This window comes from Paenibacillus sp. J2L1-98, from assembly GCF_056269405.1.
The window spans coordinates 363,161-381,997 of record NZ_JBWDNW010000002.1 but is presented as its reverse complement, the minus strand read 5'-3'; the positions used below and the strand labels follow the sequence as shown (position 1 = coordinate 381,997).

General features: G+C 48.0%; 20 protein-coding genes. 19 read left to right on the top strand and 1 reads right to left on the bottom strand.

What is annotated here, in order from left to right; genetic code table 11:
• Nucleotides 1–13: 13 nt before the first annotated feature.
• The 4 genes from qcrB (at nt 14) to AC0YNZ_RS06445 (ending at nt 3,211) form a co-directional block, all read left to right on the top strand.
• Nucleotides 14–685 carry a menaquinol-cytochrome c reductase cytochrome b subunit gene (gene qcrB / locus AC0YNZ_RS06460; protein WP_053376377.1) on the top strand — a complete coding sequence of 224 codons (672 nt, stop codon included), beginning with the start codon at nt 14–16 and terminating at the stop codon, nt 683–685.
• 18 nt (nt 686–703) lie between these two features.
• Nucleotides 704–1,573 carry a c-type cytochrome gene (locus AC0YNZ_RS06455; RefSeq protein WP_475825843.1) on the top strand — a complete coding sequence of 290 codons (870 nt, stop codon included), beginning with the start codon at nt 704–706 and terminating at the stop codon, nt 1,571–1,573.
• Nucleotides 1,574–1,666: 93 nt separating this feature from the next.
• Nucleotides 1,667–2,299: a DUF1405 domain-containing protein gene (locus AC0YNZ_RS06450; RefSeq protein WP_475826156.1), complete on the top strand. Its 633-nt coding sequence runs from the start codon at nt 1,667–1,669 to the stop codon at nt 2,297–2,299.
• Nucleotides 2,300–2,341: 42 nt separating this feature from the next.
• Complete coding sequence (locus tag AC0YNZ_RS06445; RefSeq protein ID WP_475825842.1) at nt 2,342–3,211, top strand: sporulation protein YpjB; 870 nt, start codon at nt 2,342–2,344, stop codon at nt 3,209–3,211.
• A 5-nt stretch (nt 3,212–3,216) separates the two neighbouring features.
• Here AC0YNZ_RS06445 and AC0YNZ_RS06440 read toward each other — a convergent pair whose 3' ends face one another.
• Nucleotides 3,217–4,080, bottom strand: a complete 864-nt coding sequence (locus tag AC0YNZ_RS06440) for a YitT family protein (RefSeq protein ID WP_475825841.1) — start codon at nt 4,078–4,080, stop codon at nt 3,217–3,219.
• A gap of 183 nt (nt 4,081–4,263) precedes the next feature.
• Between AC0YNZ_RS06440 and AC0YNZ_RS06435 the strand changes: the two genes are divergently transcribed.
• The 15 genes from AC0YNZ_RS06435 (at nt 4,264) to AC0YNZ_RS06365 (ending at nt 18,823) form a co-directional block, all read left to right on the top strand.
• The gene (locus AC0YNZ_RS06435) at nt 4,264–4,599 is read left to right on the top strand and encodes a nucleotide pyrophosphohydrolase (RefSeq protein WP_110770418.1); all 336 of its coding nucleotides are present in this window, start codon (nt 4,264–4,266) and stop codon (nt 4,597–4,599) included.
• A 54-nt stretch (nt 4,600–4,653) separates the two neighbouring features.
• Nucleotides 4,654–5,199, top strand: a complete 546-nt coding sequence (locus AC0YNZ_RS06430) for a tetratricopeptide repeat protein (RefSeq protein ID WP_475825840.1) — start codon at nt 4,654–4,656, stop codon at nt 5,197–5,199.
• A 5-nt stretch (nt 5,200–5,204) separates the two neighbouring features.
• Nucleotides 5,205–6,011 carry a 4-hydroxy-tetrahydrodipicolinate reductase gene (gene dapB / locus AC0YNZ_RS06425; RefSeq protein ID WP_475825839.1) on the top strand — a complete coding sequence of 269 codons (807 nt, stop codon included), beginning with the start codon at nt 5,205–5,207 and terminating at the stop codon, nt 6,009–6,011.
• A 30-nt stretch (nt 6,012–6,041) separates the two neighbouring features.
• Nucleotides 6,042–6,464 (top strand): methylglyoxal synthase, encoded by a 423-nt coding sequence (mgsA, locus tag AC0YNZ_RS06420; RefSeq protein WP_110770415.1) that lies wholly within the window; start codon nt 6,042–6,044, stop codon nt 6,462–6,464.
• Complete coding sequence (gene bshB1 / locus AC0YNZ_RS06415) at nt 6,461–7,159, top strand: bacillithiol biosynthesis deacetylase BshB1 (protein WP_475825838.1); 699 nt, start codon at nt 6,461–6,463, stop codon at nt 7,157–7,159. The genes mgsA and bshB1 overlap by 4 nt, the downstream gene beginning before the upstream one ends.
• A 64-nt stretch (nt 7,160–7,223) precedes the next feature.
• Complete coding sequence (gene bshA / locus AC0YNZ_RS06410; RefSeq protein ID WP_475825837.1) at nt 7,224–8,387, top strand: N-acetyl-alpha-D-glucosaminyl L-malate synthase BshA; 1,164 nt, start codon at nt 7,224–7,226, stop codon at nt 8,385–8,387.
• Between the two features lie 34 nt (nt 8,388–8,421).
• A complete protein-coding gene (locus tag AC0YNZ_RS06405) occupies nt 8,422–9,699 on the top strand; it encodes a CCA tRNA nucleotidyltransferase (protein WP_475825836.1) in 1,278 nt (425 codons plus the stop codon).
• Nucleotides 9,700–9,750: 51 nt separating this feature from the next.
• Entirely contained in the window at nt 9,751–10,725 is a 975-nt protein-coding gene (locus AC0YNZ_RS06400) for a biotin--[acetyl-CoA-carboxylase] ligase (RefSeq protein WP_475825835.1), read from the top strand.
• A gap of 253 nt (nt 10,726–10,978) precedes the next feature.
• Nucleotides 10,979–11,890 (top strand): 3-methyl-2-oxobutanoate hydroxymethyltransferase, encoded by a 912-nt coding sequence (gene panB / locus AC0YNZ_RS06395; protein ID WP_475825834.1) that lies wholly within the window; start codon nt 10,979–10,981, stop codon nt 11,888–11,890.
• Complete coding sequence (gene panC / locus AC0YNZ_RS06390; protein WP_475825833.1) at nt 11,887–12,837, top strand: pantoate--beta-alanine ligase; 951 nt, start codon at nt 11,887–11,889, stop codon at nt 12,835–12,837. The genes panB and panC overlap by 4 nt, the downstream gene beginning before the upstream one ends.
• A complete protein-coding gene (gene panD, locus AC0YNZ_RS06385) occupies nt 12,764–13,147 on the top strand; it encodes an aspartate 1-decarboxylase (RefSeq protein ID WP_110770408.1) in 384 nt (127 codons plus the stop codon). Before panC ends, panD begins: the two co-directional genes overlap by 74 nt.
• Before the next feature lie 122 nt (nt 13,148–13,269).
• Complete coding sequence (locus AC0YNZ_RS06380; protein WP_475825832.1) at nt 13,270–13,968, top strand: hypothetical protein; 699 nt, start codon at nt 13,270–13,272, stop codon at nt 13,966–13,968.
• 16 nt (nt 13,969–13,984) lie between these two features.
• Nucleotides 13,985–16,888, top strand: a complete 2,904-nt coding sequence (gene dinG / locus AC0YNZ_RS06375) for an ATP-dependent DNA helicase DinG (protein WP_475825831.1) — start codon at nt 13,985–13,987, stop codon at nt 16,886–16,888.
• Nucleotides 16,885–17,541: a redox-sensing transcriptional repressor Rex gene (locus AC0YNZ_RS06370; protein WP_475825830.1), complete on the top strand. Its 657-nt coding sequence runs from the start codon at nt 16,885–16,887 to the stop codon at nt 17,539–17,541. Before dinG ends, AC0YNZ_RS06370 begins: the two co-directional genes overlap by 4 nt.
• Nucleotides 17,522–18,823 (top strand): amidohydrolase, encoded by a 1,302-nt coding sequence (locus AC0YNZ_RS06365; protein ID WP_475825829.1) that lies wholly within the window; start codon nt 17,522–17,524, stop codon nt 18,821–18,823. Before AC0YNZ_RS06370 ends, AC0YNZ_RS06365 begins: the two co-directional genes overlap by 20 nt.
• The last annotated feature ends 14 nt before the right edge of the window (nt 18,824–18,837 follow it).

Genomic DNA, 18,837 nt, shown 5'->3' with positions numbered 1-18,837 from the left:
GGGCGTATTTCAGATGTTTAAAAGTGTATACAACTGGATTGACGAACGTCTTGACATTACGCCGCTATGGAGAGATGTAGCTGACCACGAAGTGCCTGAGCATGTTAACCCGGCGCATCATTTCTCCGCATTCGTTTACTGTTTCGGCGGCTTGACGTTTTTCATCACAGTCATCCAAATTTTGTCCGGTATGTTCTTGACGATGTATTATGTTCCGGACATCATTAACGCTTATGCGAGTGTTGATTACCTGCAGCATAAGGTTGCATTCGGACAAATCGTTCGAGGCATGCACCATTTTGGGGCAAGCTTAGTTATTGTAATGATGTTCCTACATACCCTTCGAGTGTTTTTTACCGGTTCTTACAAAGCGCCGCGCGAAATGAACTGGGTTGTCGGAATGCTGATTTTCTTCATCATGTTAGGCCTTGGGTTCACAGGCTACCTGCTCCCATGGGATAACAAAGCTTACTACGCAACAAAAGTTGGTGTCCAAATTGCTGAATCCGTACCGGTAATCGGACCATATCTCGCTTCTTTCCTATACGGGGGCGATATCGTAGGCGCGCAAACGCTGACTCGTTTCTTTGCGATCCATGTATTCTTCTTGCCTGGCGCTTTGATTGCGATGCTGGCTGCGCACTTTATCATGATTCGGAAACAAGGTATTTCGGGACCACTTTAAGCGAAGGGAGGCTTACTTATGGCGCATGGTCATAATTCGAACGAGAAGGTTGTCTATGTAGGCGACTCACGTGTTAAGAAAAGCAACATTTCTAGCATTCCGCCGGACTATACGTCCTTCCCGGGTAAATCGGAAGCGTTTATTCCGAACTTCCTGCTTAAGGAATGGATGGTCGGCTGTGTCGTGCTGGTCGGTTTTCTAGTATGGTGTATTGCGGAGCCGGCACCGCTTGGCTATCCCGCAGATCCAACGAATGCGGCTTTCATACCGATGCCTGACTGGTACTTCTTGTTCTTGTATCAATTTTTGAAATATCCGTACGTATCGCAAGATTATATCTTGCTCGGAACAGTTGGTGTTCCTGCAGTATTGTTCGGCGCATTGCTTCTTGCACCATTTTTGGACACAGGTAAGGAGCGCCGCTTCTACCGCCGTCCAATTGCATCTTCCTTAATGGGACTAACGCTTATTGCGTGCGTGTATTTGACAGTTATTTCTTGGGATCACTACACACACCAATTGGAAATCAACGGACAAGTGCCAGAGCATATCGAGCGTGAAGAGAAAGCTCGCGAAGCTGCTGAAAAAGGTGAAGAGCGTCCGAACTATACGAAGCCGGCAGTTGAAGCTGCGCTTGTAGATGCGAATGATCCGGCAATGGATATTGCCAAGCAAGCACAATGTGTTAGCTGTCATGCCGCTGACCTGAAAGGCCAAGGCTCTGTTCCTAGCTTGGTCGGTGTTGGTGACAGATTGACGAAGGAACAGCTTGTAGAGGTAGTTACGAACGGTCGTAACGGAATGCCTTCATTCGCTGATAAATTATCTGCCGAAGAAATTGACCAGCTAACAACATGGCTGTCCAAACAGAAAGCGGCGACAGAATAAACCGATTAACAAAACCTGATCGTATTACACGGTCAGGTTTTTCTTCGAATATAGGACTGCGCACACTACGATATGCCGAAGGAGAAGTGGTTCATTATGCTCGCTATTTTCTGGAGCCGCGAATTTTTGCTTAACCGTTCATTTTTGTGGCTGTTGTTTCTTGTTAATTTGGCAGGGACCATTTATGGGTACATATGGTATGAAGGACAACTAATTGATACGCTAAACCACCACCCGTTATGGCAAATCGTATTTGTTCCGGATTCCCCGACGGCAAGCTTGTTTTTCACTATCGCGCTCCTTTATTTGCTGTTTCCGCCGGTTAAGCCGTATCGCTATGTAACCGTTGGACGCATTATTATAGAAGCATTGGCTGTTGTGTGCTCGGTCAAATACGGCATTTGGGCTGTGTCCATGATCGTTGCAGGAGCATGGCAGGGCGATGATCTGCATTGGCAGCATTACATGCTCATGGCTTCTCATTTGGGAATGGCATTCGAGGCGCTGCTCTTTTTCCGCTTTATGAAGGCTGGCGCTTTCTCTCTCCTTGCAGCTGCATGCTGGCTTCTTCTAAATGATACGGTGGATTATACGTTTGGGGTCTTTCCGTATCTTGCAAAAGAATTAATGGATGATTTAACGGCAGTACGCGCTTTTACATATGGATTATCCTTCTTTAGTTTTGGGGCAGCTTTGCTTGTGTGGCGCTTCAGAAAGAAGGTATAACGCTGGACATCCCCTCATAGAGTGATCTATGGGGGGATGTCCATGAAGGTACGATTTATTGTTCCATTCGTCATTTGTATCGTCATGACGATCGGCTATGCTGGGTCAGTTTGGGGTAGTGGCGCGTCGCTTAACCAGTATGCGAACCTGTTATCGTCAAGCTCATACATACAACTACAACGATTGGATGATATTGCAGGCTCATTATATGAAGCAGCTTATACGAACAACCGTCAGGCAGGCTTTCAATATGTCCAGCAGCTGCAGCGTATCGTTGAAAGCGGACTTAAGCATACATCAGGAAAGAGCGAGGGCTGGTCGGCTATCGGACAGGATGCCAACTATATCGAGCAAACCCTTTTAAACGGAGCAACTGCCTCAGGCTGGTTAATGGAAGCTGCGCGGATTAGATTAGCTGCAGATGCGCTCGTCAGACCTGATCATGCGTTATGGCTGCAATACGAAAGCGTAATGCTGGATGATATATCGCGGGTAGAGAAGGCTTGGAAACGTCAAACTAATGATGGGGCGATTGCGGCTAGAGGCGCAATGACGAGCCTGCAGGAGCATGCGGAGCGTATAGAATCAGCGATTAACATGCTCTACGGAAGCATGCGTGAAGCAGAGCTGACAGAACGGATTGTTTATACGAATCGTCTGCTGGAAGCTCATGCAAATAATATTACGAATGAGGCGATGATTGATCGGTCGCTGGAAGCGTTAAAGGAGTCTCTGATTCGTTTATTTGAACAAAGCGGCAGCGCGCAAGTGCTTCCTGCTGTTGCGGCGATCCCGAATGCTAATCCATTAAGCTGGACGTTCTTATTAGGAGCTCTTATTTCAGCTGTTCTTACCTATTCAGGCTGGAGAAAATATAAGGCGAATCCGTTTGGCGTAAAGCCGCTGCCGTAGCGCAGTTATTCTTCCTTAAAGCCTTCCCCAAGAACGTCATGCACTTCATTAATAACGATAAAGGCGCGGGGGTCGATATTGCGGACGATCGTTTTCAGGCGGCGAATTTCTTGCCGCTGGACGACGCAATAGACGACCTCTTTATGTTGTCCGGAGAAAGCGCCTTTTGCAGGTATAAGGGTGACCCCGCGATCAAGCTCAATCGTAATTTTTTTGGATATCGCCTCTCCGTACTCGGTAATAATTGAAAAAGCTTTGGCCGCATAAGCGCCGTCTTGAATGAAATCAATTAATTTCGATGCGATAAATACGGTGACAAGCGTGTAAAGCACCTTCTCGATTGAAATATAAAGCAGCGAAATACCGATAATGAGAGCATCTAGTGTCAAAATAATTTGCCCCATGCTTATTCCCCTTGACCGAGCTACGATACGAGCGACTATATCTACACCTCCCGTAGTGCCTCCAAAGCGGAATACGATCCCAAGTCCGCTCCCTAAGGTAACTCCTGCGTACAGAGCAGCCAGCATATAATCATGCGTACTCTTGAAGGGGACGAGCAGCTTGCTGTCAATTAAATGCTCCATCAGAGCAAGGAAGCCGGATAACGATACGATCCCAATTAGCGTATACATCATTTGACCGCGGCCAAGCGCCTTCCATCCGAGAACAAACAAGGGAACGTTCAACACCAATGTAGAGATGGAGAGCGGAAAACCAGCCGCATAATTAAGCAGCACGGCAATACCCGTCACACCGCCCTCCATTAATTGATTGGGGATAACGAAATAATGCAGCCCGAACGCATATACAGCGGTGCCGATCAGAATAGGAATAATCAAACGCATTTGCAGCAATATTTTTGCCATCTCGTTACACTCCCTAATATTTATAGAAATGATGACCTCGGATCAACAAATGCAGCAGGCTGGTTAAAAACATTTCCTTATATGTAGTATGGCTAATTTCCATCAATCGAAAAACATTGATTTTAAATAGGCCTTTACGTTAACATAGGGAGGTATAGCTATCGACAGAAAGGAAATGCATCGATGTCGGAAAAATCATTGTCAGATATTCAGCGGGAAGTAGATGATTACATTTCGCAATTCAAAGAAGGCTACTTCAGCCCTCTTGCGCTAATGGCCAGAATGTCGGAGGAAGTTGGAGAGCTTGCCCGCGAGGTGAACCATTTCTATGGCGAGAAGCCTAAAAAGGCCGATGAAGCGGATAATTCCGTTGAAATGGAGCTTGGCGATATTTTATTTATTCTTTCCTGCTTCGCTAATTCGCTCAATATTGATTTAACGGAAGCGCATAATAAGGTTATGCATAAGTTCAAGACTCGCGATGCGAACCGGTGGACAAAGAAAATAACCGAACTGTAAACAAGCTCCCAACATATGCTGTACCATCAACCTGTGTACAAGGAGGATGGGCGGATGGATGGAGAGAGCTGCATCAAGAAGGCTTATGAATTCATCTTTAACAGCGATTTCGAACAAGCGATATACTGGTTCGAGCAAGCGATAGAGGCCGAACCGGAAAATGCATTTTATTATCATACATGCGCCGTATCATGCGCACGCAGCGGCAAGTGGGCAAAAGCAAAGCAGCATGCCGAGACAGCGCTAAGGCTTGATCCGGAAGACGCGGAATACAAGTATCATTTGCAAACCGTTGAAGCAAAGCTGCTGCTTGCAGAAGCTGATCTTCTGCTTGCGAAGATACCTCCAAAGCTGTCCGAAGCGGCCGAGCTGCTCGACCGGGCAACCGCGCTTGATCCGTTAAGCTTTGACGCGTTTTATACGCTCGGAGTTTTGTATGCTGCCCTTCATCAATACGAAAAGGCGGCAATGAACGCACGTGAAGCGATGCGGCTCGATCCAGGCCATTCGGCGGCGAGAAGGCTGTTTGCCGACGTTAACCGGAAGCGGCGCATGCTGCACAACCGCATCTATGTTAGAAAAAGAAAAAGGAACAGGTGATAGGCATGACGACACAAAAAATACGAGTGGCAGTAGCAGGTGCAAGCGGGAGAATGGGCCGCGAGGTCGTGAAAATGGTGCTGGAGGACGACGCTCTTCAATTGGTAGCAGCTGTCGCTCCTTCGGCTGGCTCTGTCGATGCAGGCTTGCTTGCCGGCAAGGGCAATACAGGAATTACAGTCAGTGCAACGCTAGAAGAAGCGCTAAGCAGTGCGAAGGCTGATGTGCTGGTTGATTTTACAGTTCCTCAGGTGGCCTACAGCAATACCAAAACCTCGATTGAATTTGGCGTGCGCCCCATTATCGGGACAACCGGATTTACGCCTGAACAAATAGAAGAGCTGGACGAGCTTTGCCTTGAAAAGGGAATCGGCGGCTTAATCGCGCCAAACTTCTCGATCGGTGCAATTTTGATGATGAAATTCGCAGCCGAGGCTTCTAAATATTTGCCGCATGTTGAAATTATTGAGTATCATGGCGATCAGAAGCTGGATGCTCCATCAGGCACTTCCATCAAAACGGCTGAATTGATCTCGAAGGTGCGCAAAGAGCTGCGTCAAGGCAATCCGCAAGAGGAAGAAGTAATTGAAGGCGCGCGCGGCGGATACTATAACGGATTCCGTATACATAGTGTAAGACTTCCGGGAGTATTTGCCCAACAGGAGGTTGTGTTTGGAGGTTACGGACAAACGCTTAAAATCCGTCATGATTCCTATGACCGTGCGGGATACATGCCGGGCGTTAACGTGGCAGTAAAGAAGGTTATGACGTACAGCGGTTTAATATACGGCTTTGAACACATTATGGATTAGATTTATTCGGCAGCAGGAGAGGGGAACATTATGTTAAACATAGCATTTATCGCACATGATCGAAAAAAAGAGGAAATCGTAAATTTTGTAACAGCATACGAGAATGTATTTGTACCGCATAAGCTGTATTCAACAGGTACGACAGGCATGCGCATAATGGAACAAACGAGCTTGTCCATTCACCGGTTTATGTCGGGTCCGCTCGGCGGCGACCAACAAATCGGTGCATTAGTGGCGCAAAACGAGATGGACTTAATTATATTTTTGCGCGATCCGCTAATGGCGCAGCCGCATGAGCCTGATATTATCGCATTGCTTCGTTTATGCGATGTACAAGGCATTCCGGTCGCGACGAACGTGGCTACAGCGGAACTGCTTGTTAAAGCGCTGCAGCGCGGTGATTTCGCATGGCGCGAGCTTGTGCATAAATACAAACCGGGTATCGATGAATGACAGAAGCGCTTGATATTCTCGTTTTTGGCGCTCATGCGGATGATGCTGAAATCGGAATGGGCGGTACGATCGCGAAGCATGTACAAGCCGGGTATAAAGTCGGCGTATGCGATTTGACGGAAGCTGAAATGTCTTCCAACGGAACTGTCGAGCTTCGCAAGCAGGAAGCAGCTGACGCATCCAAGTTGCTTGGGCTGCATGCGCGTACAAATCTCGGTCTGCCTGATCGGGGATTAGAGCCTGTCCGGGATCAAATCGAGCGTATCGTTGCTGAAATCAGAACATTCAAACCGCGAATCGTATTTGCTCCTTATTGGGTGGACCGCCATCCTGATCATGTGGCATGCAGCCGGTTGATCGAGGAGGCTGTGTTCAACGCCAAGCTGCGCCGGTATATGCCGGAGCTACCTGCCGTTCAAGTCGCACAGCTTATTTATTATTATATAAATGATGTGGATCAAGTATCTTTGATCGTGGATATTAGCGATTTTTATGAAATGAAACGCAGTGCGCTGATGTCCTACCGTTCGCAATTCGACGCGGCGGCAGCCGGTTCCGATCGTGTGGCTACGCCGCTAACGAATCGGTATGTTGAACGGGTGGAAGCACGCGATTCTTTGCTTGGACAAGCAAGAGGCTGGGCGTTTGCCGAGGGCTTTGCTTTGAAGCGTCCTCACGCCGTACAATTTTTTTGACAAGTCGTACAGCTCTTGTGTAATACAATAGTTATATGTGACGAACACAGGAGGCGCGACAACCGTGGCGAGAAAATTAAAGATTGGCATAACCTGTTACCCTACCTTGGGCGGATCGGGCGTCGTTGCTACCGAACTTGGAAAGCTTCTGGCGGAACGCGGCCATGAAATTCATTTTATAACGCACAGCATTCCTTTTCGATTAGGTCATTTCAATAAGAACATATTTTTCCATGAGGTTGAGGTTAACGATTATTATGTGTTCCGTTATCCGCCTTATGATTTAGCTTTAGCAAGCAAAATGGCGCAAGTAGCAAAAATGCAGCAGCTTGATCTGCTGCATGTCCATTATGCAATCCCCCATGCCGTTTGCGCTTATTTGGCAAAGCAAATGACCGGCAACGGTCTTAAAACAGTTACGACGCTGCATGGAACCGACATTACTGTACTTGCGCAGGATGAGTCCTTAAAAGATTTAATCCGTCTCGCCATTCATCAGAGCGATGCCGTAACGGCAGTCTCTAAAGATCTTATCAATGAAACGAGACAAGTGCTCGATATAACGACGCCAATTGATTTAACCTACAATTTTGTCGATAAGCGTGTGTATTACCCGCGTGATGTTGTATCGTTGCGTTCGGATTACGCTGCTCCGCATGAGAAAATATTGATGCACATTTCTAATTTCCGTCCCGTTAAGCGGGTTGGAGATGTCGTCGAAATATTTTCCCGCGTTTCGGAGAAGGTCCCTTCAAAGCTGCTCCTCGTAGGAGAAGGTCCGGAGCTGTCGAAAATCCAATGCCGGATCCGTCAGCTTGGTCTTGAGGAGCGCGTTCACTTCTTAGGCAAGCAGGAGGATGTCTCACAGGTTATTTCCATGGCAGATTTACTGCTGCTCCCTTCAGAGAAAGAGAGCTTTGGCTTAGTGGCGCTTGAAGCGATGGCCTGCGGCGTTCCAACGATCGGATCGGATGCCGGGGGCATTCCTGAGCTTATTACACACGGGGAGACAGGTTTCTTGTCACCGATCGGCGATGTTGAAGATATGGCCAACAATGCTGAGCGCCTTCTGCTCGATAAGAAGCTGCACGAGCAATTCAGGAAAGCCTGCTTGTTTAGAGCGAGAAATGAATTTTGCAACGATGTGATCACGACGCAATATGAACACATTTATTATCGGGTGCTTGGCATCGAGGCAGACCTGCCGATTGCTGTATGCGGCGATTAGCAGATAAAGTCTGCTGTCAAGGAAGGTGTATGACATGCGGCTTTCATTAACAGAACCGCTTAAATCCGCATTGCCCATCGTTAAGCGGCTTCGAGAGCATCATTTCGAAGCCTTCTTTGTGGGAGGAGCAGTCCGGGATTCCATTCTAGGCTTGTCGATTAAAGACGTCGATATCGCTACTTCAGCCCGTCCGGAGCAGGTGCTTGCACTATTTGAGCGCTGCATACCGACGGGCTTGCAGCATGGCACCATTACCGTCATAATCGACGGACTTACTTATGAAGTGACGACGTTTAGGCAAGAGTCAGCGTATGAGGCACATCGAAAACCAGAGAGCGTGCAATATATTACGGAGCTTGACGGCGATCTACTGCGACGGGATTTTACGATGAACGCCATGGCGCTTTCCGAGGACGGCGAGCTGTACGATCCCTATGGAGGAGTACAGGATTTGCAGAGCAAGACACTCCGCTCGGTAGGCGATCCGGACGCCCGCTTTCAAGAGGATGCGCTTCGCATGCTTAGAGCAGTGCGTTTCATTGGCGTTTACGAGCTTACTCCGGCTTATCGGACATGGCGGGCGATTTCACGCCATCGTGCTTTGCTGAAATTTATTGCGATGGAGCGCGTGCAGGTTGAGCTTGATAAAATGCTCGCAGGAGCCGCGCCGCAGAGAGCGCTTCATTATGCAGCAGCGAGCGGACTTTTGTTTCATTTGAAGGAGCCTTTTCTTGAGGAAACCGAGTTTTCTTTGAAGGAAGCAGACCGGTCAGCCAAAACCGCGTTTAAGTTTACACGTCTTCATATGCTGGAGGCGGTCGATTTGCGATGGGCTGCGCTGGCTATAGGCTTGCAGCTGTCAGTAGAGGCAACACAGCAGGCGCTGCAGGTACTTCGGTTCTCGAATTCCCGCAGCAAGACGATTTCATCGCTTGTCGCCATTCACAAGGAAATACTGAATAATTTAGAACATGAGGATGAATATAAGCTTAAATCCGCTTGGCTCAACATCATTATCCGGTTTGGAAAACAACCGGCAAGCGACTGGCTTGAAGTTATACGAACACTCCAAGCATCGCCGCAGAGCTTATCTAGCGGCCTTCTAAACCGTTTGGATAGCTGGCTTGCTGTTATGACCATTTCTTCGCTCAAGCAGCTTAAAATTAGCGGTAGAGACCTGTCGAGCCATCTGCAGAGGGAAGCAGGCCCTTGGGTGAGCGAGCGTTTGAATCATTTGCTGTTGTCGGTTGCTCTTGGCGAGCTCGAGAATGATAAGCATGTATTGCTTCAGCAAGCTTCGTTAATGGACTAAGATAATGCTTACGAAGTGTTTTGCTTCGCAAAACTTTAGGAGGAAATGTATATGAATAATGAGCCCTTGCTTCGGTTGTTTGAAGAGCGGCCGGGTGAATACGTATCGGGAGAAAGCATCAGCCAAGAGCTCGGCGTAAGCAGAACCGCGATTTGGAAGCAAATTCGCAAGCTTGAAGCAGCAGGGTATCATTTTGAAGCATCTAGACGGCTTGGCTACCGGCTGCTTAGTGTTCCGGACAACCTTACTGGAGAAGCGCTGACCCGGCGTCTTGAATCAAGCGTATTCGGTCAAACTGTATCTATATTCGAAACGGTGGAGTCAACGCAAAATCTTGCGCGTGCAGCAGCCGAAGAAGGGGCTGCAGAAGGTACGATTTTCCTTGCCGAGCAGCAGCTCAGCGGTCGCGGCCGGATGGGACGCGGATGGGTGTCGCCGCGCGGTAAAGGGATTTGGATGAGCATGGTGATGCGCCCGTCTGTGCCGATTCATTTTGCGCCACAGCTTACGCTGCTGACAGCTGTTGCGCTGTGCAGAAGCTTGAAGCGAATAACAGCGTTGCCGATCGGAATCAAATGGCCAAATGACTTGCTTATTGCAGGCAAAAAAATTAGCGGGATATTGCTCGAATCGGCTGCAGAGGATGAACGGCTGCGCTATGTCATAGCAGGAATAGGCATTAGCGTTAATTTAGAGGAAGCCGATTATCCGGCGGAATTGCTGGAGAAGGCGACTTCGCTCCGCATCAGCAGCGGGCAGAAGTGGGCAAGGGAGGAGATCATTGCCGATTTTCTAAAGGAATGGGAACAGCTTTATTTCCTTTATCACGACCAAGGCTTTGGTCCGATCGTTACACTATGGGAGGCATTGTCGGTATCTTTGGGCAAGCCTGCGCGGCTTATTACCCCTCAGGGCGATATCCTTGGCGTTCCTATCGGCCTTGATGAGAGCGGTGCAATTCGCATTGAACTTGGGGATGGCTCTGTAAAATCTGTTTTCTCTGCGGAAATGGGCGAGCCTCTATAAGGAACTGATGCCGTTTACGGAATGAGGAAAGTTTGGTAAACTAAAATCATCAGGCGGTATTCTTAGGAAGCTGCACTGGTGTTGAACGATAATATGTAAATGGTTGGGAATGCACACTCTGCTCTGAGCCGTAGGGACCGAGACAGAAGGAAGCACAACAAGCAAACGTTTCCTTTTCAGTTTGGGGACCTTTTTAGCAGCGGCTAAAAGGTTTTTTTGTGTTTATCCTATCATTGAACGGGGGATGAAGCTGATGAGGAAACGACTGACGATTACAAATTTAAAGAAGATGAAACAGGACCGCAATGCGATTTCCGTTTTAACAGCTTATGATTATCCTTCAGCTAAACTTGCTGAAGAAGCAGGAATTGACGTAATACTTGTTGGCGATTCACTCGGGAATGTCGTGCTTGGCTATGATACGACCATTCCCGTCACGATCGACGATATTGTTTATCATACAAGAGCGGTTGCGAGGGGAGCACAGCAAACGTTTATCGTAGCCGATATGCCTTTTATGACGTATGGCATCGGCCGCGAATCCACACTGCGCAATGCAGCTAAGATTATGCAGGAAGGCGGAGCACAAGCTGTTAAGCTTGAGGGCGGCGCCGATATCGCTTCGGATGTCGCAGCACTTGTCAAAGCTGGAATACCTGTTATGGGACATATCGGCCTTACTCCGCAATCTGTGCATCAGCTTGGCGGCTATAAGGTGCAAGGCAAGCTCGATTCGGAAGCCGAACGGCTTGTTAATGATGCGAAAGCGCTGGAGGAAGCCGGAGCCTTCAGTATCGTGCTTGAGCTTGTCACAGAGCCTCTTGCAACCATGATCAGCGATGTGCTCAAAATACCGGTCATCGGAATTGGCGCCGGACGGGGCTGCGATGGTCAAGTACTGGTCTATCATGATATTTTACAGTATGCCTCGCCTTATTTTGAGAAAAAATTCGTGAAAACCTATACGGATATCGGTACGACCATCAGAAATGCAATTCAATCGTACGTGGAGGAAGTAAAGTCAGGCGCTTTCCCTGAGGAGGAGCATGTATTCTCGGCACAGCCTGCGCCAATACAGACGCTTTATGGCGGCGCGGATACAAGCGGGAACAGTAATGCGGACCAGGGTAGCACCCAGTCTGAGAAGGGGGTTCGGCTAACATGAAGATTTGCCGGACGAAAGCAGAGCTTAAGCAGCAACTGACCGGCTTCCGCGAAGCGAAAAAAACGATTGGCTTCGTACCGACGATGGGCTTTCTGCACGAAGGTCATGCCTCGTTACTGCGTCAAGCCCATTCTGAGAATGACGTAACCGTTCTTAGTATTTTCGTTAATCCGCTGCAATTCGGACCTAATGAGGATTTGGACCGTTATCCGCGAGATGAGAAACGCGATCTGGCAATTGCGGAAGAATGCGGAACCGATATCGTGTTTCTTCCTTCCGTTCAAGAAATGTATCCAGAAAAGCCGCTCACGACGGTCATTGTCAATCAGGTAACTGACCGTTTATGCGGCGCGTCAAGGCCAGGACATTTCGATGGCGTAGGAACAGTGGTAAGCAAGCTGTTTCATCTAGCAGCGCCGGATCGCGCTTATTTCGGTATGAAGGATGCTCAACAGGTTGCGGTTATCGAGCAAATGGTCAACGATTTGAACTTTCCGGTTCAAATCGTGCCGTGTCCGATTGTGCGCGAGCCGGACGGTCTTGCCCTTAGCTCCCGGAACGTATATTTAAATGCGGAGCAGCGCGAGCAAGCCGTCATTTTGTCGAGGACCTTACAGCAAGCCTCTGATTGGCTGAAGCAGGCTGAAATGACTGTAGAACGTCTTCAAGCGAAGGTAAAGGTGGAGCTCAGCAAAGCCAGTGCAGCGGTCATCGATTATGTTGAGCTGCTGCATTATCCTTCCTTGCAGGTACCGGAGGCTGAGGCTTCCATAGCATCGATTAAACAACCGTTAATTTTAGCATTAGCCGTTAAATTTGGCGCAACACGTCTTATAGATAACCGAATTTTACAGGCATCGGAGGTGAATGAGCATGTTCAGAACGATGATGAAGTCCAAGCTGCACCGGGCAACCGTAACGGAAGCGAACCTGAACTATGTAGGTAGCATAACCATCGATGAGGATTTAATGGATGCGGCTAATATATGGGAAAATGAAAAGGTTCAAATCGTTAACAATAATAACGGAGCGCGCTTTGAGACGTATGTCATTACCGGCAAACGAGGCTCAGGCGTCATTTGCTTGAACGGAGCAGCTGCAAGACAGGTGCAGCCGGGCGATCAGGTCATTATCATATCTTATGCCATGATGACGGATGAAGAAGCCAAGGAACACAGACCGCTTGTTACCATTCTCGATGCCGATAATCGTCCTCTGCAAATTATAAATGAGGAGCTGCACGCGACTATTCTGTAGCTTGTTGATTGGTGACTATAATCCCTGCGTTATGTAACGATTGGGATGCCGTATGAAAAACATCGTTAAAACAAAAAATGAACATAACACTCCTTAATTCTTTGGCGAAGGCGGGATGCGGTATGTTCCAGCATATGTTTTCATCCATGAACGAAATGCTTGATCAAATTATTAATCAGTATGAAGGCGCAGGCGCAAAGGAAAAGCAGCTGTACGATGAACAATTGAACGAACTGAAGAAGGTAAGCGATATGTTCATCGAGCAATGGCTCGAATTTGAGGAGAAATTTGCCGTATTCAAGGAACAGCAGAGCGAGCATGCAGCACCGCAACCATCCGCTGCACCAGCTCCGCAAAGCATACCTGTAAGTGCCGCAGTAACCTGCAATGCGGCCGATTTAGAAATACCTGACGAGCTCGCTTCCATTATTTCCAAGGGACAAGGTTATTATAAGTTATTTATGTTTTCACAAGCGGCGGCACAGTTTCAAATCGTTATTATACAATCGCCGGAATGTAATTTGGCTAGACTGTTTCTAGGCATGACTCAAATGCATCTACAAAATTGGAGCGAAGCCCAGCGGCATTTTCAGCTGTTGATTGCATTAACGGACTTTCCCAAATGGCTGTCCATGGGCTATAATGCGCTAGGGTGCATTCAAGCGGTGCACATGAATTTGGCGCAAGCGGAGCAATTATTTAAAAAGGCTCATGATGTATGCCCAAGCTTTAAGGATCCACTTAACAATTTGAAGTCATGTCAAGAAACACCCAAGCAATTATCGTTATATTTCGGAAGCACGGAGCTGTGCTGTTTGTGAGAGGATCGGGGAATGAATGAAATTTGCAGTATTGGACTTAGAAACGACGGGACATAGCTCGGAGGATGACATTTTGCAAGTTGGGCTGGTCATCGTTTCCGATGAGCTTGAAATTATCGATACGTTTAGCTCCTTTGTTCGGCCTAATATCCCAATACCGACTTTCATTACACAATTAACAGGCATAGATGAAACGGTTGTTGCGGATGCTCCAACGCTCAAAGAAGTAATCGACAAGGTCGTTCCGTTATTGGACGACACTGTGTTAGTCGCTCATAATGTCGGCTTCGACGCCGGTTTTTTGAACCAAGCGCTAGCCCGCTGCGGATTACGTTCTTTTGCGGGACGCAGGCTGGATACGATTGAACTGCTTCGCATTTTATATCCATCGATTAATACGTATCAACTCGGAGCTGTAACCGAGCTCTTCGGTATACCGCATGATCAGCATCACCGGGCTGATAGCGATGCAAGGGCAACCGCGCTACTGCTTATCGAATCGATCAAAAAGCTTCGCAAAATGCCGCTGCTCACTTTGCAGCGGCTATCCGCGCTTATAGACGACGGCAGCGATTTAAGCTGGTTTATTAAGCAAACTCAGCAGCAGATGGAGTATCGTACCGTATTTGAATCGAATGAATACGACTATTTCAATCAATTTGCTTTGAAGGTACGTGAATGGAACGACGAGCAGCCGCCACGCACAGGCAGCGGCAACGCTTTGCCGTTTACCGATGTGTCGTTCGAAAATTATTTGGCTGACGTTAGGCAGAGGTTTGAACAAAAATTTGAAAATTTTGAAGAGCGGGAAGCGCAAGTTGCTATGTTCCATGAGGTATACAGCGCTCTCAATCAGAATCAGCATTTGCTCATCGAAGCTGGAACAGGTACAGGGAAATCGCTCGGATATTTGATTCCTGCGCTTTATTACGGCATTCAAAACGGCAAAAAAGTTGTTGTCAGCACGCATACGATCAATTTGCAGGAGCAGCTTCGGCAGCGCGATTTACCGCTGCTTGAGGAAATTTTACCGTTCGAGTTCAAAGCTTCCATATTCAAAGGCAGAGGGAATTATTTATGTCTGCGTAAATTCGAAGGGAAAGTGAATACGAAGGATTTAGTATCGCCAATCGAGGATACCGTTACGGCTGCGCAAATGGTCGTATGGCTTGGCGAGACAGAAACCGGCGATCAGGAAGAACTCAATTTCGGCAACAAAGGCGCTGAATTTTGGTCAACAGTTGCAAGCGATACGGATTCCTGCTTAAACCGGGCATGTCCTTGGTTTAAAAGATGCTTCTATCACCGGGCAAAGCATGAAGCTAATATTGCCGACGTTACAATTACGAACCATTCCATGCTGTTTACCGACGTTCAAGCGGATCATCGTTTGCTTCCTACATACAGCCATCTTATTATTGATGAAGCGCATCATGTTGAAGAGGTAGCCGGAAAGCATCTTGGCATGCAAATAAATTATTTCTCACTGACGCAGGCCGTGCTCCGTTTGTTCAAGGACAACCGTACAGGATTATTGCCTGCGCTGCGCCAAAAGCTCATGTATGAAGATGACGCCCATCAGGCTTCCTGGCTGGAGACGATTGATACGGTCATACCGATTTTTGGGGAGATAAAGGAGCATTGGGATAAGCTGTTCGAGATGTTCTACAGCTTTACGTCCACTTCATCCGATAGTCCAACCGAGAACGGGCAATCGGTATGCCGGCTTAAGAAAAACGAGCTCCCTGCAAGCTGGGAGGAAAGCGAATCTGTTGAAGCAAACCTGTATACGGAGCTTAACCGCGTTATTCGAACCGTCGATAAAATGGTTACTGACATCAAAGACCGGGTTGATGATTCCAGCGTGCAAGCGATAATTACCGATCTTAACGGCGCCGTTCGTGATTTATCGCGGCTGAAGGATGAACTGAGGACGTTTATTAAATTAGAGCTGGCGGATTCGGTATTCTGGATCGAAGCAAGCAGTGTATACCGCTATCGGTCTGTGCAATTGTACGGCGTTCCGGTAGATGTAAGCGCGCAGCTGCAAAAATATTTCTTCGATGTAAAAGAAAGTATTGTGCTTACGTCAGCCACTTTATCTGTGCAAAAATCATTTCAATATGCTGCTGAGCAGCTGGGCTTGTCCGGTTATGAAGAGCAAGGTAGGCTTAAGACGGTACAACTGCCATCTCCGTTCAATTACAGGGAGCAGGCGCTTGTGGTCATACCGCGCAATTTCCCAGTTTTGAAAGGAGCCGCCGTTGATGGTTCATACTTGGAAATGCTTGTTAAATCGCTAGCTGACGCAGCGAAAGAAACAAACGGCAGGATGCTTGTACTGTTTACTTCCTACCGTATGCTTAAGCAGGTCTATGAGCCCCTCAAGGAGCTGCTTAGCTCAGCAGGTATTCAGGTGCTCGGACAAGGGATCGACAGCGGTAACCGCACGAAGCTCACAAGACGATTCCGTCAAACGCCCGAGTCCGTTTTGCTCGGAACGAGCAGCTTCTGGGAAGGTGTAGACATACCCGGCGAAGCATTGATTTGCTTAGCAATCGTTCGTTTGCCTTTCCAGCCGCCGAATCATCCGTTGGCGGAGGCTAAGGCGGAAATGCTGCAGCGGCAAAAGCAGAACCCGTTTATGAAGCTCTCCATACCTCAAGCGGTTATCCGCTTTAAGCAGGGCTTCGGCAGGCTTGTAAGAACGTCGCAGGACAAAGGAATTGTAATTATTTATGATACAAGGGTAATCGACACTTATTATGGGAAGCATTTCTTATATTCGCTGCCGGGTCCAAAAATCGAAACGATGCATACGGATCAATTAGTCGTCCGTATGCGGGAATGGCTGTCCGATGAAAAGCAGGAGCCGCTGGTTAGTCAAGCCGCGTCAAGTGTAGAGGAGGAAAAGCGATGAAGCAAACGAAAATATCGGAGGCTGTCGTCAGGCGGCTTCCTATTTATCTTCAAGTATTAAACGAGATGCTTAATCGCGAAGTCCAAACCGTTTCATCTCAAGATTTAGGCGTGAAGCTTGATCTAAACCCTGCTCAAATCCGCAAGGATCTCGCTTATTTCGGTGAATTTGGACGTAAGGGAGTCGGCTACGACGTCGTTTACTTAATTGAAAAGATACGGCAAATTTTGAAGGTTGATCAGACGATTAAGGTTGCATTGGTGGGGGCCGGTAATTTGGGGCACGCCTTATGCAATTACAATAAGTATTCCAAGGACAACATGCAAATTACGGCCGTATTCGATATTCATCCGAACAAGATCGGAACGAGCATAAATAATTTGAAAGTGCTGCCTATGAGCGAGCTGGCGAAAACTGTTGCGGAACAAAAAATTAGAATAGGCATCATTACGGTACCGGCCTTTGAAGCGCAAAATGTCGCCAATCAATTTGTGGATGCAGGCGTCGAGGGGATATTGAACTTCGCGCCTGCCATCTTACGGGTACCGGATGAGGTTAGAATACAAAATGCAGATTTTACGAAAGAATTGCTTAGCTTAGCTTATTATTTGGTTAGAGAAGGAGAGGCGCAGAATGAGTCAGATTTGGATTGAAAATGGTTTGTTTATTACGATGGATGATGCAAATCCGTCCTTTAAGGGGCATATGGTCGTTACGAATGATCGGATCACCTACATAGGCACAGAGGCGCCAGAGCAGCTTTCCGGGGATGTTCAAAAAATCGACGGCAGTAAATTGGCATTTATGCCGGGTCTTATTAATACGCACGGTCACGCAGCGATGAGTTTGCTTCGGGGATACTCGGATGATCAAAATCTGCAAGTATGGCTGGAGCAAAAGATGTGGCCGATGGAAGGCAAATATGTCGATCAAGATACGCGCGCAGGCAGCGCTCTAGCCATTGTAGAGATGCTTCGTTCGGGCACGACTGCTTTCGTCGATATGTATGACCGGATGGATCAGGTCGCACAGATGGTTGAGCAGAGCGGCATCCGCGGCGTTTTGACTAGAGGCGTTATCGGTCTTTGTCCGACAGAGGTGCAAGAGGCCAAGCTTACCGAAGCGATTGCCTTCGCCCGTGACTGGAACGGCAAAGCGGACGGCCGCATTACGACAATGATTTCCCCTCATGCTCCTTATACTTGTCCTCCTGAATATATCGAACGATTCGTTCAGGCGGCCCATGATTACAATTTGCCGCTTCATACGCATATGTCTGAAACGATCGCTGAGGTTGAGCAAAACGTTCGCGATTATGGCCTGCGTCCAGTAGAGCATTTGGATCGTCTTGGCTTTTTCTCGCGTCCTGCTTTGGTGGCGCATGCGGTTCATCTGAATGATGCTGAGATTGAGCTGCTTGCTGCGAAAGAAGTAGCGGTATCGCATAACCCTGTCAGCAACCTTAAGCTGGCAAGCGGCATCGCGCGCGTTCCGGAGCTGCTTCGTGCCGGTGTAACGGTATCGCTTGGAACGGATAGTGTCGCCAGCAACAATAATTTAGATTTGTTCGAAGAAATTCGTTTTGCGGCTTTGCTGCATAAGGGCGTTTCGGGAGATCCTACTGCTGTTCCGGCACTCGAGGCATTAAAGATGGGTACGGTCTATGGCGCAAAGTCCATTTGGCAGCAAGATCAAATCGGCAGCCTGAAGGCAGGGATGAAGGCCGATTTCATCGCTATAGACATCGAGCAGCCTCATTTCTACCCGAAAACGGATATAATCTCTCATTTGGTCTATTCCGGTTCTGGACGCGATGTGCAGCATGTATGGATTGACGGCCGTCAAGTATTGAAAAACGGCGAATGCACCTTGCTCGATGAGGAGAAAATCCGTTACGAGGCGCAAGCGAGTTTCGAGAGGTTGTTGAGAGCCTAATGCGCGCGATAGTC

Excerpts from the sequence above, each read along its gene's own strand:
- qcrB (WP_053376377.1), top strand. The coding sequence starts at position 14 with ATGTTTAAAAGTGTATACAACTGGATTGACGAACGTCTTGACATTACG.
- AC0YNZ_RS06455 (WP_475825843.1), top strand. The coding sequence starts at position 704 with ATGGCGCATGGTCATAATTCGAACGAGAAGGTTGTCTATGTAGGCGAC.
- AC0YNZ_RS06445 (WP_475825842.1), top strand. The coding sequence starts at position 2,342 with ATGAAGGTACGATTTATTGTTCCATTCGTCATTTGTATCGTCATGACG.
- AC0YNZ_RS06440 (WP_475825841.1), bottom strand. The coding sequence starts at position 4,080 with ATGGCAAAAATATTGCTGCAAATGCGTTTGATTATTCCTATTCTGATC.
- AC0YNZ_RS06435 (WP_110770418.1), top strand. The coding sequence starts at position 4,264 with ATGTCGGAAAAATCATTGTCAGATATTCAGCGGGAAGTAGATGATTAC.
- AC0YNZ_RS06430 (WP_475825840.1), top strand. The coding sequence starts at position 4,654 with ATGGATGGAGAGAGCTGCATCAAGAAGGCTTATGAATTCATCTTTAAC.
- dapB (WP_475825839.1), top strand. The coding sequence starts at position 5,205 with ATGACGACACAAAAAATACGAGTGGCAGTAGCAGGTGCAAGCGGGAGA.
- mgsA (WP_110770415.1), top strand. The coding sequence starts at position 6,042 with ATGTTAAACATAGCATTTATCGCACATGATCGAAAAAAAGAGGAAATC.
- bshB1 (WP_475825838.1), top strand. The coding sequence starts at position 6,461 with ATGACAGAAGCGCTTGATATTCTCGTTTTTGGCGCTCATGCGGATGAT.
- AC0YNZ_RS06405 (WP_475825836.1), top strand. The coding sequence starts at position 8,422 with ATGCGGCTTTCATTAACAGAACCGCTTAAATCCGCATTGCCCATCGTT.
- AC0YNZ_RS06400 (WP_475825835.1), top strand. The coding sequence starts at position 9,751 with ATGAATAATGAGCCCTTGCTTCGGTTGTTTGAAGAGCGGCCGGGTGAA.
- panB (WP_475825834.1), top strand. The coding sequence starts at position 10,979 with ATGAGGAAACGACTGACGATTACAAATTTAAAGAAGATGAAACAGGAC.
- panC (WP_475825833.1), top strand. The coding sequence starts at position 11,887 with ATGAAGATTTGCCGGACGAAAGCAGAGCTTAAGCAGCAACTGACCGGC.
- panD (WP_110770408.1), top strand. The coding sequence starts at position 12,764 with ATGTTCAGAACGATGATGAAGTCCAAGCTGCACCGGGCAACCGTAACG.
- AC0YNZ_RS06380 (WP_475825832.1), top strand. The coding sequence starts at position 13,270 with ATGTTCCAGCATATGTTTTCATCCATGAACGAAATGCTTGATCAAATT.
- dinG (WP_475825831.1), top strand. The coding sequence starts at position 13,985 with ATGAAATTTGCAGTATTGGACTTAGAAACGACGGGACATAGCTCGGAG.
- AC0YNZ_RS06370 (WP_475825830.1), top strand. The coding sequence starts at position 16,885 with ATGAAGCAAACGAAAATATCGGAGGCTGTCGTCAGGCGGCTTCCTATT.
- AC0YNZ_RS06365 (WP_475825829.1), top strand. The coding sequence starts at position 17,522 with ATGAGTCAGATTTGGATTGAAAATGGTTTGTTTATTACGATGGATGAT.